The organism is Vibrio sp. ED002, from assembly GCF_023277445.1.
Classification (GTDB): domain Bacteria; phylum Pseudomonadota; class Gammaproteobacteria; order Enterobacterales; family Vibrionaceae; genus Vibrio; species Vibrio jasicida.
Genome location: NZ_CP080239.1, coordinates 801,518 through 817,531, shown reverse-complemented (window position 1 = coordinate 817,531; position 16,014 = coordinate 801,518). Strand labels below are relative to the sequence as shown.

At 41.5% G+C, this 16,014-nt stretch carries 16 protein-coding genes; 8 read left to right on the top strand and 8 right to left on the bottom strand.

Annotated features, from left to right (window positions below; translation table 11 throughout):
• Positions 1-67: 67 nt before the first annotated feature.
• Positions 68-1,915, bottom strand: a complete 1,848-nt coding sequence (locus tag ITG12_RS20460; protein ID WP_248874914.1) for an acyltransferase family protein — start codon at positions 1,913-1,915, stop codon at positions 68-70.
• A 60-nt stretch (positions 1,916-1,975) separates the two neighbouring features.
• Complete coding sequence (locus ITG12_RS20455) at positions 1,976-3,121, bottom strand: glycosyltransferase family 4 protein (RefSeq protein WP_038878592.1); 1,146 nt, start codon at positions 3,119-3,121, stop codon at positions 1,976-1,978.
• A 286-nt stretch (positions 3,122-3,407) separates the two neighbouring features.
• Here ITG12_RS20455 and ITG12_RS20450 point away from each other — a divergent pair, with 286 nt between their 5' ends.
• Both ITG12_RS20450 and ITG12_RS20445 read left to right on the top strand, forming a co-directional pair.
• Positions 3,408-4,352 (top strand): glycosyltransferase family A protein, encoded by a 945-nt coding sequence (locus tag ITG12_RS20450; RefSeq protein ID WP_038878479.1) that lies wholly within the window; start codon positions 3,408-3,410, stop codon positions 4,350-4,352.
• Between the two features lie 119 nt (positions 4,353-4,471).
• On the top strand, positions 4,472-4,747 hold the full coding sequence (locus tag ITG12_RS20445; protein WP_038878476.1) for a hypothetical protein: 276 nt from the start codon (positions 4,472-4,474) through the stop codon (positions 4,745-4,747).
• Positions 4,748-4,850: 103 nt separating this feature from the next.
• Here the strand turns inward: ITG12_RS20445 and ITG12_RS20440 are convergent, their stop codons facing one another.
• Complete coding sequence (locus ITG12_RS20440; RefSeq protein WP_038878474.1) at positions 4,851-5,951, bottom strand: alkene reductase; 1,101 nt, start codon at positions 5,949-5,951, stop codon at positions 4,851-4,853.
• 11 nt (positions 5,952-5,962) lie between these two features.
• A complete protein-coding gene (gene gloA, locus ITG12_RS20435; RefSeq protein WP_038878471.1) occupies positions 5,963-6,349 on the bottom strand; it encodes a lactoylglutathione lyase in 387 nt (128 codons plus the stop codon).
• Positions 6,350-6,640: 291 nt separating this feature from the next.
• On the opposite strand from gloA, the gene ITG12_RS20430 reads away from it, so the two are divergent.
• The 3 genes from ITG12_RS20430 to ITG12_RS20420 all read left to right on the top strand — a co-directional run bounded on the left by ITG12_RS20430 (position 6,641) and on the right by ITG12_RS20420 (position 8,182).
• On the top strand, positions 6,641-7,129 hold the full coding sequence (locus ITG12_RS20430) for a hypothetical protein (RefSeq protein ID WP_038878468.1): 489 nt from the start codon (positions 6,641-6,643) through the stop codon (positions 7,127-7,129).
• 10 nt (positions 7,130-7,139) lie between these two features.
• Positions 7,140-7,529 carry a MazG nucleotide pyrophosphohydrolase domain-containing protein gene (locus ITG12_RS20425; protein WP_038878465.1) on the top strand — a complete coding sequence of 130 codons (390 nt, stop codon included), beginning with the start codon at positions 7,140-7,142 and terminating at the stop codon, positions 7,527-7,529.
• Between the two features lie 206 nt (positions 7,530-7,735).
• Positions 7,736-8,182, top strand: coding sequence for a GNAT family N-acetyltransferase (locus ITG12_RS20420; RefSeq protein ID WP_038867721.1), 447 nt, complete (start codon positions 7,736-7,738; stop codon positions 8,180-8,182).
• Between the two features lie 144 nt (positions 8,183-8,326).
• Here ITG12_RS20420 and ITG12_RS20415 read toward each other — a convergent pair whose 3' ends face one another.
• The 4 genes from ITG12_RS20415 to ITG12_RS20400 form a co-directional block, all read right to left on the bottom strand.
• A complete protein-coding gene (locus ITG12_RS20415; protein WP_038878462.1) occupies positions 8,327-8,515 on the bottom strand; it encodes a hypothetical protein in 189 nt (62 codons plus the stop codon).
• Between the two features lie 44 nt (positions 8,516-8,559).
• Positions 8,560-8,895: an Hpt domain-containing protein gene (locus ITG12_RS20410; protein WP_038867718.1), complete on the bottom strand. Its 336-nt coding sequence runs from the start codon at positions 8,893-8,895 to the stop codon at positions 8,560-8,562.
• A gap of 3 nt (positions 8,896-8,898) precedes the next feature.
• Positions 8,899-10,443: a response regulator gene (locus tag ITG12_RS20405; protein ID WP_038878459.1), complete on the bottom strand. Its 1,545-nt coding sequence runs from the start codon at positions 10,441-10,443 to the stop codon at positions 8,899-8,901.
• Positions 10,444-10,565: 122 nt separating this feature from the next.
• Positions 10,566-12,710, bottom strand: a complete 2,145-nt coding sequence (locus ITG12_RS20400; protein WP_038878456.1) for a serine/threonine-protein kinase — start codon at positions 12,708-12,710, stop codon at positions 10,566-10,568.
• Between the two features lie 319 nt (positions 12,711-13,029).
• Between ITG12_RS20400 and tagH the strand changes: the two genes are divergently transcribed.
• From tagH to tssK, 3 genes are read left to right on the top strand one after another with little or no spacing between them, the layout of a single operon-like run.
• Positions 13,030-14,205 (top strand): type VI secretion system-associated FHA domain protein TagH, encoded by a 1,176-nt coding sequence (gene tagH, locus ITG12_RS20395; RefSeq protein WP_038878454.1) that lies wholly within the window; start codon positions 13,030-13,032, stop codon positions 14,203-14,205.
• A gap of 9 nt (positions 14,206-14,214) precedes the next feature.
• The gene (gene tssJ / locus ITG12_RS20390; protein ID WP_038867710.1) at positions 14,215-14,670 is read left to right on the top strand and encodes a type VI secretion system lipoprotein TssJ; all 456 of its coding nucleotides are present in this window, start codon (positions 14,215-14,217) and stop codon (positions 14,668-14,670) included.
• A gap of 16 nt (positions 14,671-14,686) precedes the next feature.
• Complete coding sequence (tssK, locus tag ITG12_RS20385) at positions 14,687-16,012, top strand: type VI secretion system baseplate subunit TssK (protein ID WP_081634958.1); 1,326 nt, start codon at positions 14,687-14,689, stop codon at positions 16,010-16,012.
• Positions 16,013-16,014 lie beyond the last annotated feature (2 nt).

Here is a 16,014-nt window from a genome sequence, read left to right as displayed (position 1 = left end):
TAGGGTAAACGTTGAGCTTTCGTTTTTTATTGGTCTTTACCCCGAATTTGAGTGAGCGGCGTATGCGTTAGTTTTTGGCGGCCAGCTGTTGACTATCGCTCGTGTCGTTTTGGTAGCTGCTTAATACCACTTCAGCTCCTTTATAGGACAAATGACTTGCGTCGGTATACATCGCGTTATTCGCGTCGATCTTCATGACACAATTGCCTCTCTGGCATATGTAATCAGTTAGGTCGACAAACTCAACGTGTTCGAACTGCTCAAAGTACTGAGCAAGAATCGCAATATTCTTCGGATGGGTTTGTTTTGGGGCAAAGTCGCACTCTGTGCCTTTTTCACCGCCGAATAAGCGGATTTTCCATAAGCACTCGCCAATAGCAAAAGGCGCAGAAGGTGTTGGCCCAAATACCACTATCTCTTTGTCTTCTAATCCCTTCAATAATTGCGTTAGCGAAGCTTGATAGTTTTTACTGGAAAGCTCTTTTCCGAAGTTAGAGGAAATGACGACCTGTCGAATAGAAGGCGTGTTTTGAATGGTTTTGACTGCGTTGGTGAAGAAATCGTGACAAGATTGCCCGCTAACGCCAGGAATCACGTCGATATAGCCAATCGCACAAGAATCTTGAGTAAGTTGGACCACTCCTGCAGGCGTTTCACGTGCTAGTTGTTGAACAAATACCATACTATGACTATTTCCTAAAACCGCGACTGTCGGCTGCGATGAAGAAGAGCAGGCGTCGTTTACATTTGTATTACCGTTGCACGCTAATCCGTAGCCATTATTGACACGCATGGCCTCAAAAAATGCATTTCGGTCAGGGAAACCACCGCTTGTATGCCCAATAAAGCCAAATGTAAGCAGGGGTACCGTCATCAATACAAGTGAAGCGGTGAGTGTTTTCATGCCGATTTTTCTTCGGCTGCGAAATGGTTTCTCGACAAATCGCCAAGTCATGTACGACATTATTGATAGCATGCCGACATAAAGAAGGAAGCTGAATTCTTGTCCGGCCGTTAGTACATAACGATAAAATACCAACAGTGGGACATGCCATAGATATAGGCTGTAACTGATTAAACCGATAAAGACGATCCATTTTAAGCTAAGTACCTTACCGCACGTATTTTGGTTAGCTGAAAACAGAATGATCAGCGATGTACCAATGACAGGAATTATTAACATAAGGCCCGCACCATCTTTGGACTTATCGAATAACAAGGCTGAAGCCATGACTAAAACCACACCGATGACTGCGAGCGTATTGTTTGGTGTTACGTTGGTTTTTCTCATGATGAGGGCAATCATTGATCCTGCGGCCAGTTCCCATGCTCGCGAAAAAATCATATAGAACGCGAAATCGGGATCGCCACTCGCATACCAAATCGTCATTAAACTCAATAAAAAGACACCAATAAAGAAGGCAAGGTATGACATGATTTTATTTCGGGCGAGCAACATCAGTAGTAATGGAATGACGATGTAATATTGCTCTTCAACGCCTAGACTCCAAGTGTGGAAGAGTGGGTTGGCCTGCTCCTCTAAACCAAAGTAATTGTGACCCTTCAAATAAAGTAAAACATTAGAAGCGGACAAAATGGATGAAACAGAAAATTCACTGATTTCTTTGTGCGCTTGAGGGAGAAATAACCACCAAGACAATACATAACTCACTGCGATAACCAGTAACAACAGCGGTAAGATACGGCGGATACGTCGCTCATAAAAATCGGCAAGGCTGAATTGATTTTTGTCTAAATCATTGATGACTATGGTAGTAATGAGATAACCACTGATCACGAAAAAAACATCAACACCAACAAAACCACCAGCAAAAGCTTCGATGTCTGCGTGGAATAAGATAACGAGTATGACCGCTAGTGCTCTCAATCCATCTATTTCTGCTCGGTAAGTCATGATCTTCTCCATTTATGTAGCCAACGTTTGTTGTTCATCCTTGGGTGGGATGACTTGATCTTAATTAGGTTGTTCTATCCATTGGGATAGCCTTTGAGCTTGTCGATAAGCATTAAAGTATTTGAGGACTCGTTGTCGTCCGCGTTTGCCCATTTCTTTACGCTTCTCCAGAGATAGCTCCGCAAACTCATTAATGCACTGAGTGATGTCGTCAACACTGTGTTGTTTTACAAAAAATCCAGTCTCATCGGTGACGATTTCTTTGCATCCCATGACGTTTGAGGTGATCACTGGTGTGCCAACTGCCATTGCCTCTTTGAGTACAAGAGGCCCGGTATCGACGCAGCCAGTACGCGAGTAGCAAAAAGGAGCCACGAGACAATCGTATTTTGGTAAATTGTCCTTTACCCAGCTGTGTGGTTTTGCGCCCAAAAAGGAGACGCAATGAGTCAAACCAAGTTCACTAGTCATCGAAACGAACTCTTTTTTCATAGGGCCAGTGCCTATGACATCAAGATGGACATTGAGCTTATTGGCGATAGGGACCAACGCCTCAAGTAAATATTGCAGACCTTTTTGCTCAACGAATCGCCCTAAAAAAACCAATCGTAATTGTTCTGAGTCTGTCTTTTTTTCGGGGGTGAATTGCTCAGGTTTTACACCACAGTGGAGCAATTTTACGTTTCCGTTGGTCATATTTTGAAAGTCGTTATACATGTCATCGCAAACAGCGACTGCGAAGTCGCTGGCGTTGATCTTCTCTTTTACATCAAACGGAGACTCATAAACGTCATGCCCGTGAGCAACAAAAGAACAAGAAATATTGAGCAGTTTAGCGGCGACAATGGCATGTGCTGCTGTGTGCTGACAAAAGTGAGCATGAACGTGACCAATGCCTTGCTCAGCGAGTTGGAATGCTAATTTAAGCCCTGTACCCATTAACGACTTCTTCGGAATACCAGATTGTTTGAATGCAAAGTGACATGCTTTGAACAGCCCCTGAACGCGAAGGTGCTGTAGGCCCTCTGTCTTAATATTCTTACCAATTTCGATAACATCGTAAGTAAAAAAAGATTCGCAAGGTTCGATTTCAAACGTAAAAACTGTCACGTCGTGGCCACATGCCTGAATGGCGTCCACTTCAGTTTGAATGAAGGTTTCACTCAAAACTGGGTAGCTAGGTGTAATAAACGCGATTTTTTTCATTTTATGGCTCGCTTCTTTTCGTTCACGGTCGAGAAGGGAATTGCAAAAAACAAACCAAACAATCATCGACATAAAATCAATAAATTAGGGATAAATTTCTATTTTGAGAATAAAAATGACGGTGAAGTTTAAGGCGTTCTCAATTTGAAGTCTTTAATTGAGAAAAACCGTTCATGCTTGGGTATAACCGTTCTTTTATGAGGATTTAATCCGAAGTTAGAATGGTCTAGATATTGCTACTTTTAATCGGTCAGAATTGTTCTGACAGGTGAAGAGGCATCATGGCATGGATAAAGTCAGCGTGATTATTCCAACCTATCAATGTTTGGAATATCTCCCCAAAGCGCTTGGAAGCGTGTTCAATCAAACGCACCGTAATTTTGAGGTTATCGTGATTAATGATGGCGGTGATCTTCGAACTCAGCGTTATCTTGAGTCGCTGCTTGATCACAGGCTTAGGTTCCTTAACACCGATGGGGTTGGCGTGGCTGAGGCGAGAAACTTGGGAGTAAAAGAAGCATCGGGTGAGTACATTGCCTTTCTCGACGCTGATGATTTTTGGCTACCTAACAAGTTAGAAATGCAGGTCGCCTTACATCAAAGCAATCCTGAATTAGCTCTGAGTTTTAGTAACTATGTTCATGTCTCGGAGCGTTATGAACCCTTTAGTGATTGTTTTGGGTTTTGGAACCAGCTCCAAGACGAGACTGATGACGTACTACTGCTTAGCAAACCATTGGATATGATCATTGCCAATAATATTATCGGTACGTCCACCGTTATGCTGGATGCAAAGATGGTGGAGGCATTTCCTCTGTTCAAAGCAGAATTGCCTTACGCCGAGGACTGGGAGTTGTGGCTAAGAATTTGTGAAAAATACCAAGTGGGAGTGGTGAATTCAATTCAAGCTGGCTATCTGGTTCGCCAAGGTTCCATCACGAATACCAAAAATCGTAAATTACAGCAACTGGCTTGTGTGAATGGCATTCTAGAAACGTATCGAGAAAGTGCGTCATTCTATGATATTTCTCCTTTAGCCTTTAAAAAAGCGAACGCTAGAATCTTAGAAGGATATGCCGATTATTATCGAGAAGCTAAGTCTTACTCTAAGGCGATAGCACTTAATGTGCGCTCCTTGATTCAAGACCCTCAGTCTCGACGTTTGCGACGCATAATGGCGGATGGGCGAGAATTGGTACTATCAAATGTAAAGTCTACCTCTCAGCAATAATACAGCCTATTAAGCAGCAGAGATAAGGGTAGACATTGTATGAAATCAAAGATTGAAATTGAAAAGCGCACTACACTCAGTGTTCAGTTATTAGCAAAAGATTTAGAATTAATAAGTCAATGAGTGAAAGCGATATTCAGACAAAAATTGCTAGCTTTACCTGTATAGAAGAAGCGCTAGAGTACTTTGATATTGGTTTTGATAGTCGCTTCATAGACAAACACCGTATCGAACTTGTAAAGCGGTCTAATGGTTATTTAATTATGAGCAAGCCGGACGATTGGTTTTCTGCCCGTCGTGCGTTTAAAAATGCTTACTGCAAAGTACAGCGCAGTGTATTAGATAAAACGACACGCTCAGCATGTCGTGGTTGTACGACATGCCAAAGAAGATAAACAATGTGGCAGTCTTAGCTTCTTTTTCGACGTCACGCTGATCCGACTTACAAAAGAACCCCGTCTAAAGAGCGGGGTTCTTTTATTTTTATGAACGGAAACGCTAACTTGCTTGATATTCTGGGTAGTCAAGTAAGCCTTTCTCGGCTCCACCAAACAAGGTTGCAGGATCGTGTGCAGCTAACGGGTAGTCGCATTTAATTCGGTTCGGTAAGTCAGGGTTTGCGATGAATGGACGGCCGAACCCCACCATATCTGCAAGACCACTTTTTAGTGCTGCTGCCGCTTTTTCAGTGTTGTAACGACCAGCGTAAATAATGGTGCCTTTGTAAGCTTCACGAACTGCAGTTTTAAATTCAGCAGGTGTATCTGGCGCGTCGTCCCAGTCTACTTCTGCAATGTGGATGTACACAACGTTAAGCGCATTAAGTAAGGCAGCGGCAGCGGTGTACGTTTGTACAGGGGTTTTATCTACCGTACCGTTGAGTGAAGTAAATGGAGCAAGTCGAACGCCCACACGTTCAGCGCCGATAGCTTGTATCATCGCTTCGACAACGTCACCAAGGAAACGAAGACGATTTTCAATGGAACCACCATATTCGTCTGTGCGGTTATTGGCTTCTGAATCGATGAACTGGTTAACAAGGTAACCATTAGCAGCGTGCAGTTCTATGCCATCAAAACCTGCTTCAATCGCATTAAGCGCAGCTTGACGATATTCTTCTACAACGGCTTTGATATCTGCTTTGGTCATTTCACGTGGCTCGACAACATCTACAAAACCTGGTTCGTCGCTACCATTGTCGATGAATACTTTCACATTTTCTGCTTTCAATGCGGAAGAAGAAATTGGTTGTTCACCACCGATGTTGTCAGGGTGGGTTACGCGACCAACGTGCCAAAGTTGGGCAAAGATAGCGCCGCCTTTTGCGTGAACGGCATTCGTTACTTTTTTCCAACCAGCAATTTGTTCTTGGCTATAAATACCAGGAGTCCAAGCGTAACCTTGACCCATTGGTGAGATTTGAGTGCCCTCCGCGACAATCAAACCAGCAGATGCGCGCTGAGCGTAATACTCTGCCATGATCTCATTTGCAGCATTACCCGGTTGACTAGCACGTGAACGCGTCATTGGCGGCATAACGATGCGGTTTTGAAGGGTTAGAGCACCAAGTTGAAGAGGTTGGAACAGTACATCTTTCATAATAAGCCTCGTTATTTGCTCGTTTGAATCAATTCGATTTGGTAACCATCTGGATCTTTGATGAAAGCGATATGCGTTTCGCCGCCTTTCATCGGACCTGGCTCACGTGTGATATTGCCGCCAAGTGCTTTGATTTTGTCGCATGCCGAATAGATATCTTCACAACCTAAAGCCATATGACCAAACGCGTTTCCGAGATCATAGCTGTCTGTATCCCAGTTGTAAGTCAGTTCGATCGTTGCACCGTCTGGTTGGTTTGCGTTACCCACAAAAACTAATGTGTAACGGTATTCAGTGTTCTCGAAGCGGTTCAGTTCAGCCATACCAAGCACTTTGGTATAGAACTCAATGGATTTATCAAGATCAGCAACACGGATCATAGTGTGAAGAAATTTCATATATAGCCTTCTTTTGTTTTCGCTTGGCGCTTAACTTTTCTGTTATTGCTAAGTACCTAATGGCGACGTTATGAGCCTAAATATATAAGGTTGCCTTTGAAACATAAAATTATCATTGATTATTGTTTTTATAATTTATTTTTATTGAACTGCTTTTTAACGTAAATGATTTATTGATTGCATTTTATCTATGTATTTAACTGATAGGTTTGGCTTTTCTTTTCAAATCAGATTACTTAGAGTGCTAATAGCTTCGTACAGACGTATTGGGAATAGATTTTAGGAGGGAAAATGAATCAATCCGTGTTAAAGGCCATGACGTGGCTAAAAGGGATATTAGATTCTAACCAGATTACTTATCAAATCGTCGGCGGTTTTGCTGCCCATTTGCACGGTGGATCACGACCTATTGCGGATATCGATCTGTACATCCAGAAACAAGATTTTGAAAAATTGCTTCCCCATATTGCGCCTTATATCAGTAAGCCACTTAAGCACTATCAGGAAGAAGGCTGGGATCTTGAGTACTTACAGCTTATTTATGGCCAACAAAAAATTGAAATCGGCCTTAGCCCAGGAACGCGAATATTTAGCTCAAAAAACAAAGAGTGGGCGACGCTGGAAATTGACTACGCAGCAAATGTTATTTGTGATTTTAATGGAATGAAGCTTTCAGTGATCGATATTACAAGGTTAATCGATTACAAGCGTGTTCTCTCAAGAGAAGTGGATCTCATCGACATTCGAGAGCTTGAACGAATTCAACAGCAAACTCAATAGGGGAGAGATAATGGACAAATTTACCGCCTTGTTTGAGATTGCTCAGCGTAAGTCAAACTACGATGAAAACAATACTTGGTATCAGGGCTCCGTCACTTACTTCGAAGCGATATACTCGGAGTTGGAAGAAGTGAGAGATGAGGAAGTCAAAGGGAGAACATGCTTTTTAGAGGACGAACTGGGAGACGTGTTGTGGAATTATCTTAATCTTCTGATGGCCTTAGAAAAAGAACAGGGCATTGACGCTCGGTCTGTGATTGAACGCGCCGTTGAAAAATACCAAGCACGTGTGACTGCCATTGAAAATGGGAAGAGTTGGGCAGAAGTAAAGGCTGAACAAAAGTCAAAATTGAAGAATGAATTCGACTCGAAACGAGGCAACAACAATGAAACTGACTAAATACTTATTTTACTGCTAAAAGCGCTTAGTCAAGAATTCAAAAGTACAAAAACTATGGTGTCCCTTTTGAACAACTGGATGATCTTTACATCAAATCATAAAAGGTGAACCACCGGGAATGGGTTATTTGGATTGGTTAGGCTACATGTAAGAAATATCCAAATTGCTCAAATGTCGCACTAGTAAAGGATCAGGGAAGGTGTTTGATGGAGGTATCTCTACGCGAGATAACAAAGGAAAACTATGAGTCCGTCAGTGAACTCGATGTTACTAAAGAGCAAGAGTCTTATGTCGCTTGTAACATGTGGTCGCTGGTGGAATCATTCTATAATGATACGCACGTAACTCGTGCCATTTACCAAGATGAACAAGTTGTCGGCTTTTTTATGTGGGTTCGGGAAACAAAAGAAAAAATCTCTATTTGGCGTTTTATGATTGATGCCAAATATCAAGCGAAAGGCATAGGGCGTATAGCTCTTCATAAGGCGCTAGAGGAAATCAAACAGACTGAAAGCCTCCGTCAGATTGAAATTTGTTACAACCCAAACAACCCCATAGCAAAAACGTTTTACTCTCAGTTTGGTTTTATGGAAGTTGGTATGGACGAAGATGGCGAAGATATGCTCGCTATTATCAGCCTTGAACCAATATGACAAGGCATGTGAAAAGGGCAAGCATCGTAGTTGGTGCTTGCCCTTTAGCGTTTTACTCTGTCGATAGTTTAGCGATGAAAATCAGACTCTCATTCATTGGTCTGTTGATGTGCAAATCTTACTATCTCACTAACTTAATCGCATTTATTTAGTATTTGTCGTTGGCATAGGAGCAAGTAGCGCTTCCAGTTCCTCAGGAGTGAGTAGATCTTTCTTTTGTAAAATATCACTCTGTTCCAAAGATAACCGTGCCTTACTTATCAAGTATTTTTTTTGAGTTGGTGTGAGATCCTTTAAGGAGTCAATCAAATCTTTGAAGTGGTTTGTGTTCATAGCCTAGCTTTTCCCCGTTGACGTTTTATAATTTTCTAATGGTCTTAGTCCATATTGACTAAATAATCGTTAATTTGTTTATTAATGGTGACAAGCTCTTTATTAATTATAGCGATATCTGCGTTATCGGGAGCGATATTGTCACGTGTGTGTTCTTCAACTTTACCAAGAGCGGAGACTGCCGCTTCTTCTCCAAAGCTTGAAAGTATGCCTTTCAAACTATGAGAAAGAAGGAATAGTTCCGACCAGTTTTGTTCTGCATTGAGTTTATTAATTCTGTCTAAACCATCTTCGTAGTCTTCCATGTAGGTTGAGAAAACAGCAAAGATAATATCGACATCGTTATCCATGTAGGTGTTAAGTACTTCGAAGTTAATCATCTCTCATCTCCACTGTGGTATGTGTAAGTTAAAAGGCAAAGGTAATTGAGTTGAGTAGGAGCCGGAAAGGTAATCCTTCAACCAGTTCGACCAGTTTGGGGGGAGTGGTCGTTGCGATAGAAATTCGATACTTTCATCCAAGATGATATTAGGTGCTGATATGTTGTTGTCGGAAAGGTCTTTTAGTCTCAGCTCAGCTGAAAAGGGATACTTTTGTCGAAACTTTGGTTCTTTCGAATTGTGCTGGGGGTGGCCTTTTAAAGGAATGCCAGACTTAGCCGCCACCAAGGTAAGTAAGCTCTGCTTTATTGCAAATTCACCAAAAAAGTCCATCAATGGTATCGCTTGCTTTAACAGCAATAAGGGGGTTTTACTTGGCACAGAGTAGTAATAGCTCAGAGATTGCATCAATTTTTTGTGCGCGTGTTCTGGTCGTGATTCCAGCAAAAGTAACTTACATTGCATCATTTGTTTGAATGCGGCGAGATCAATCTGCTGGTTTCGATTCAATTGCTTTTCGGCCAGCAAGCAAAAATCATTAAGTTTCAAAAGAACACGTTTCTTCTCATTCGGCGAGCGGAGTGTTTTAAAGTGCTCGCTGATGATGTCGACATAGGCGTTCATCGCTGATAGCCATTGTGAATCTGTAGAAGAAACATTTGAAGCGTACATATAACCTACATCGTACAGCCGATCAATTTGGCCTAGTTTGGCAAGGATTCTCGATACGGTTACTAATCTGATACTACTACTTGGTGTGAGCTCAAAAGCGCGATTAGCCAATATAGACGCATTATTTTGTTGGCCGAGACTTTCATAAAGGCCCACGAGGTTATCTATGGCACGCAAGCAAAGTGGGTTTCGTGTGACATAATCAGCAAGGATAGTGACTGCTTCACGAATATTTCCTTTCTTATGCTGTACGAAAGCTTCTGCACAGATACGACTTGCGTGTTCCTTTTCTGTACAAAAAGGTAGAAAGTTTTCGAGTACATCAAATTGCTTCGTTTCTATGAGTGTATCGATAAGTAAAGACTCCACGCACACGCTTTGTGTATGCTTTTTATGCAGTAGAGCGATATCTGCGAGGGTAGGTCTTTCAATCTTACTTAGTTGATTTCCCACGTCTGCCAGTTGATGTTGTTCTTGCAGCGCTGCTAGCATTTTGTTCTTTAACGCTTTGGTTTGCAGTGGCTTGGTGAGTAAGTGACGAACTCGGCCAGACAAAGCCGTCAAAACAGTCTCTTGAGTAGCGTCGCCAGATATCATCAATACCGCTGTCGTCTCTGAAATGAGTTTTGCGCGGCTCATTAAATTGATCAGATCTAAGCCAGTCAGTTTCGTCGATAGGTGGTAATCCATCACAATGAAAGAATAGAAGCGAGTTTTGACCGCGGCGAGTGCTTCTTGTGCGCTGTTTACACAAGTGATGTTGGCGATTTTTGCGCCAAGCGCAACAAGTTGATGTCTGATCAACGTCGATGAGGTTGAGCAGTCATCTATCACCAAAATACCAATGTTCTCGACTTCAATCTTCCCTGCGGTCAAACTTCTTCCTATTTTACAGATTAGTACACTCTAAAATAAAATTAGTCATCGGATTGCATAAAGGCAAGCTGTTTCTAAGATTAAAAAAGGGGCAACATGCCCCCCATCAACATTTGCGTGAATTAACTCTGCACAGAGTCCGTTTCTATTCTTCTTAGCAGCTCGTTCGCTTTTTTCATCGCTCTTCTTGCACTTGTCGACTTCCGTTTGTTCAAGAGGATGTCTGAGAATTGCAGGTACTTATCCGCTGTTTGAAATCTTAAGTCGTTAATATCTTGAAATCCCGTCGGAAAGTTTTCAGAAAATAGGTCAATATCTTTAACCAATTTGTCGAGATTGACGGTTGTTCTCGCTTGCTTCAAACGGTAGTAGAGCCCTTCAAATTCTTCTTGATAGAGTAAGCGAGCAGCATCGGCCGGGAATGGCAATGGATTTTGACTGTCTTTTGCTGTCTCAAAGAGTTTCATTTCTAAAACTGCATCTTTCATCGCATTACTGATTGCGATGTTTTGTCGGTGCTCATCAGAATCGGCAAAAAAGGTATTTCCAACTTTGATTAAAGTAACAAGTGCGGCTGCATCTCTTAGCTGTAACGCTTCATTTAAGTGCTGGCCAAAGACCTCGCTTGCAAGTGAACTTGGTACAAACGGGTACTCTTGATGAATTTGATGTAATTCTTGTTTGAGGTCATAAATTGACTTGGAGCCTTCAATTTGGGTGTAGCTTGATTTCTCTAACTGGCTGTTAATTTGCCTCGCGATAGAAAGTAACGTTGAATGCTTACTCGATTGAATATCCAGTGCAAGCACTTCAATTTTATGGGAGTCAGGATAGTAGACTTTAGCTTGTTGAAGAATTTCCTCAATCTGGTCGTAATTGGGATAAGTACTAACATCAGAGTTAAGTACATCATCAATCTTTGATTCGTAAGCACCAAGTAGGTAGGGCTTATACAGCCTTAAAAAGCCCGCTTTGATCACCGGATGCAGATCATGTTGTGAATCGATAAGAGATTTCGTGTTTTCTGGCGCGGTATCGAGTAGTGCTTGTGCTGAACTAATATGCTTTGTTTGCTGGTTTAATGCAGCCTCAAGTTGAGTGAGCTGGTCTTGTTGATCTTGATATACCAACCCTAAAAGCGTTGCGACGACAAGCGATGCTGCGACACTTGTATAAACTGGCCATCTCGTTTTGTTTATGTGCTGTTTAAGGAGTTCTGCACTAAGGTCCGCTGGTGCGAGTCCTTTATTTAGCACTTTCGAGAATAAAGACCATTTCGTGAATGGGAAATGAGCGGGCTTAGTGACGCGAACATTTTTCTTTAGTGCTTCGTCAACCGGTGTGCGTGCGTAAGGGTGTTTACAACTCAATAATTCATAGGTAATGCAACAAAGAGCAAAAATATCATCTCTAAACTGAGGATCGTTTCCTGAGAGAATATCAAGTGAAGCGTAGTTTGGCGTAAACCCCAGAGTATCACTTTCTTGGGTTTTACGTTTAGCGGCATATTGGTCGTGCTTTAACTGTTGAGTTTTGGATACACCAAAGTCTAGAAGTTTAACTTTTCCTTCTGAGGTAAGAATGATGTTCGCAGGCTTAAGATCGGCATGAACCACGCCTAGAGAGTGGGCATACGCGAGAGCATCCAGAGTCTCATTTAAAATAGACAGCGCGGCCTTAAATTTAAGACCATCAGGGCGAGAGCGCTGAATCAGAGTTTCTAAAGTTTCACCATCCACATACTCCATGACGAGAAAATACACGTCGCCATCAACGCCAAAGTCGTAAACACGAATTATGTTAGGATGGCTGAGTTTTTGAGTTTGCTGTGCTTCTCGAATCAACATTCGTGCGGTTTCAGGTTGGGAAGAGAACTCCTCCTGAAGAATTTTTAATGCGACGTAAGGTTTATCAGTCCCTGATGACTCAAGGATTTTATCTTTTGCCAAGTAAACATCGCACAACCCGCCGTGCCCAATAAGCGATTCAATTTCATAGCGACTCTTGATGGTTTCACCAACTAAAGACTGCGATGTTGAAGGTTCTCTTTGATTGCATGAAGTATTGTCTATTTTATTATCTAGAGAATAAGTGTTTTGATTTTGAGACATTTTTGTATTTGTCTCATTATTTAATTGGGCGGAGCCTTCATAATTTGAGTCAACAATCTTATCAACTGTATTTTCTCTTTTTTGAGTCTTTACAATTTTTGTTTTATCACCGCTCGTATCTTTATTTATAGAATTGTTTTTACTTTGGTCTTCCATCACAGAGGCTCCGTATAAATGATGGTGAAAATATATAGTCTAATAACTCATGAAAAATGATGACTTTTTGATTTCTCGGTCAAGCTAACATCGGTTTTTTGACGCGTGTAAATTGAAGTGTCAAAAATTTGAACCTCGTTGTATATTTTGTTCTGAGTAAAAATACCTGATTGCTTTGCTAGAAAATTAATTCATTATTCCGTTCTTGAAATATAAATATTATTTTATGGGTCGATAATAACTTAATTGTTAATAAATAAACGATCTAAACATAAAGAATGAAACACAAATATTAAGCAGTCCCTTTGGCGAGGTTTACATGACGTTGGTTTTAACCATAACGAGTTTTCATAAGTTCACTCCTGAGATAGAAGGCGAGTTCATCTTTGACGCAAGCGGCGAACACGAAAAAATTTCCTTTGGCCGCTCTGAACAATGTGACTGGACACTTCCCGATCCAGAAAGAGTCATTTCAGGTAAGCATGGTGAAATTATCAAGTTTGGTGACAAGTATTTGATCAAAGACTTATCGACCAACGGTACATTCGTGAACAACTCAGTCAGTCCAATCGGACAGGGCAATGAAATCGCTCTAGCTCATGATGATGTGGTGACCCTCGGCGATTATCAAATTCAGGTTAGCGTTCAGGAGAAGTGTTTAGAACAGGTGCCAGTTCAAAGTGTTGAATCAAATGAATCCTTTAACGAAGGCGCTAGCAGTAATTTCAATCATAGTGACTTTGGCATAAGCGCTTCTGAACTCTTAGAGGACAGTGTTTCCAATGAGTATCAGTTAGATATTGGCTTAATGGATGACTTTATTGAGCCCTCGATTCCTCCTCAGCAAGAACAAGATATATCACGTCTCGTCACAGAAGAACCGAACAAAACTCCCCAAAAACTGAGTGCCAGTAATGAGGCTGACGCGTTCATTCGCGGATTGGGTATTAGTCCGAATATGGTACCTGACGAGCAGAGAGAGATGTGGTTTCAGCAGCTAGGAGAGTCTTTTTCTTTAATGCTTACAGGATTAATGGAGACTTTACACAATCGAGCTGAATTCAAACAGACTAATCGCTTAAATCATACCGCATTTAGAAAATCTGAGAATAATCCACTCAAATTCTCGGCCAATTTAGAAGACGCTATGCATAATCTTTATAACCGGAAAACAGCGAGTTTTATGCCGCCTGATTCGGCAATAAAAGAGGCATTTAAGGATATTGAAAACCATGAACAAGCATTAATGCAAGGTGTGAATGGTACGGTAATAAGTGTTATGTCATTAGTTGATCCATCTTTAATATATTCTGAGTCACTTTCTAGTGATAGTTTGTTTAATAAAGTGATTCCGACAAGAAAGTATTATAAAAGTTGGAAAAGGTTCGAGGTCATTTATAACCAACTAACCAACGACGTTGTTAATAAAGAGAACCTTTTTTATTTAGATGACTTTGCCAAGCATTATGAAAACGCTCTAAGACGTGATAGTTAAGGTCTAATTATGAAATTAGTTAAAAGAATAGTATTACTGATATTAACAGTGACTCTCATTGGGTGTTCAGCGGCAAACTTAGTGGTTGACCCTTATGCGGATTTAGAAATAACGGCGAGCCATAATATCAATCCAGATTCTAATGGGAGGCCGTCACCAGTTGTTATATATATTTTCGAACTTACATCACCAACGGTATTTGAAAGTCAGGACTTTTTCTCAATATACGAAAGCTATGACAAAGTTCTGGGCCCCGATTTAGTCAACAAATTTGAGATATCCCTAACGCCAGGTCAAAAGGAGGTTTACCAAGCCAGTATGTCTCCCCAGACAGAGTATCTCGGCTTAGTGGCTGCGTTTCGAGACATCGAAAACTCGAATTGGAGGCAAGTGATCGAAGTTGAAAAGACAGGTTACAACACCTATCAAATCCACTTAGAAGACCTGTCTTTGTTCGTGAAATAATCTTGGTGACTATTCAATGACACACTTTTCCCATACCGCTTGGTGTGAGGGGATGTTTTTGCGTCCTCAACATTTCCAGCAAAGTGAACGAGCAACTGCTCACGAATACAAAGGGCTAGTTCACTTACAGCACGCATACAATTGGGGCGTATCATCGAGCCTAATCAATTCTACCGCTTTAAAAGAAGGGGTTATTGAGATAGAAAAGATCGATGCGATCCTGCCAGACATGACTCTCGTTCAATGGAAAAAAGGTGATGCGAGCATAACGCCGTTATTCGTAAAAAAAGGCACCCATCAAACGTTGGTCAAAATCGTTGTTCCGGCGTTTAGCTTAAAACAACGATTGGTCTCTGATAAAAGTGAGGAATTGGTTTCACGTTATCTTCTAAAAGATTTGGATGTTGTCGATGTTTTAACTGGGGAAGATGAAGAGTGCATTCAAGTAACCGCGATTAATCTAGAGCTAGCAGCAAGTAATGAGCAGCAGTCTGGCTTTATTGAATTGCCGATTTTCAAAATCAAAGAAGTATCCGATGAAGGGGCAGTCATTCTTGATGAAGAATACATCCCACCACACATAAATATTCTGAATAGTGCTGTTATAACCACATGTTTACGTAACGTACTTGCAATGACAAAGATCCGTGCAGACGTTGTGTCTCAGCGTTTGGTTCAGGGTAAGGCGGCTTCCGCTTCTGCGGTCGATTTTATTATGCTGCAGATGTTGAACCGCTATGAAGTGACTTTACGTCACTTTTCCGAACTAGAACAGGTACACCCTTTAGATTTAGTAGCACTACTGCATGGTTATATCGGTGAGTTATCGACGTTTTCGAGTAAGAACAAACGTGTTCCGGAACTAAGAAAATACGATCACTTCGATCTTTCCAGTGTGTTTCATGAGATTAATCAGATACTCAGCCAGTACTTAAGTGTCGTTTTAGACCAAACGGCGAATAAGTTACCACTTGAAATACGTCAATATGGCATCCAAGTGACACCTCTGCCAGATAAACGCTTACTGGAGTCTTGCCAGTTTGTACTCGCGGTTAAGGCTGATACAACCACCGATGAAATACGACGCTTAGTGCCTGCTCAGCTTAAGTTAGGGCCTGCAGAGCAAATACGCGATCTCATTAACAATCAAATCAACGGTATCAGTGTTGCGCCTTTGAGTGTTGTTCCAAGACAAATACCTTATCAAACGGGCTATGTGTACTTCGAGGTTGTGAAAAAGGGACCGTTCTGGATGAGGCTGCGAGAAAGTGGCGGCATCGCGCTACAACTTTCTGGTCACTTCCCGAATGCTGACATTGAACTTTGGAGCATTAGCCAATAACA

Coding starts and splice junctions, on each gene's coding strand:
- ITG12_RS20460 (WP_248874914.1), bottom strand. CDS start 1,915: ATGACTTACCGAGCAGAAATAGATGGATTGAGAGCACTAGCGGTCATA.
- ITG12_RS20455 (WP_038878592.1), bottom strand. CDS start 3,121: ATGAAAAAAATCGCGTTTATTACACCTAGCTACCCAGTTTTGAGTGAA.
- ITG12_RS20450 (WP_038878479.1), top strand. CDS start 3,408: ATGGATAAAGTCAGCGTGATTATTCCAACCTATCAATGTTTGGAATAT.
- ITG12_RS20445 (WP_038878476.1), top strand. CDS start 4,472: ATGAGTGAAAGCGATATTCAGACAAAAATTGCTAGCTTTACCTGTATA.
- ITG12_RS20440 (WP_038878474.1), bottom strand. CDS start 5,951: ATGAAAGATGTACTGTTCCAACCTCTTCAACTTGGTGCTCTAACCCTT.
- gloA (WP_038878471.1), bottom strand. CDS start 6,349: ATGAAATTTCTTCACACTATGATCCGTGTTGCTGATCTTGATAAATCC.
- ITG12_RS20430 (WP_038878468.1), top strand. CDS start 6,641: ATGAATCAATCCGTGTTAAAGGCCATGACGTGGCTAAAAGGGATATTA.
- ITG12_RS20425 (WP_038878465.1), top strand. CDS start 7,140: ATGGACAAATTTACCGCCTTGTTTGAGATTGCTCAGCGTAAGTCAAAC.
- ITG12_RS20420 (WP_038867721.1), top strand. CDS start 7,736: ATGGAGGTATCTCTACGCGAGATAACAAAGGAAAACTATGAGTCCGTC.
- ITG12_RS20415 (WP_038878462.1), bottom strand. CDS start 8,515: ATGAACACAAACCACTTCAAAGATTTGATTGACTCCTTAAAGGATCTC.
- ITG12_RS20410 (WP_038867718.1), bottom strand. CDS start 8,895: ATGATTAACTTCGAAGTACTTAACACCTACATGGATAACGATGTCGAT.
- ITG12_RS20400 (WP_038878456.1), bottom strand. CDS start 12,710: ATGGAAGACCAAAGTAAAAACAATTCTATAAATAAAGATACGAGCGGT.
- tagH (WP_038878454.1), top strand. CDS start 13,030: ATGACGTTGGTTTTAACCATAACGAGTTTTCATAAGTTCACTCCTGAG.
- tssJ (WP_038867710.1), top strand. CDS start 14,215: ATGAAATTAGTTAAAAGAATAGTATTACTGATATTAACAGTGACTCTC.
- tssK (WP_081634958.1), top strand. CDS start 14,687: ATGACACACTTTTCCCATACCGCTTGGTGTGAGGGGATGTTTTTGCGT.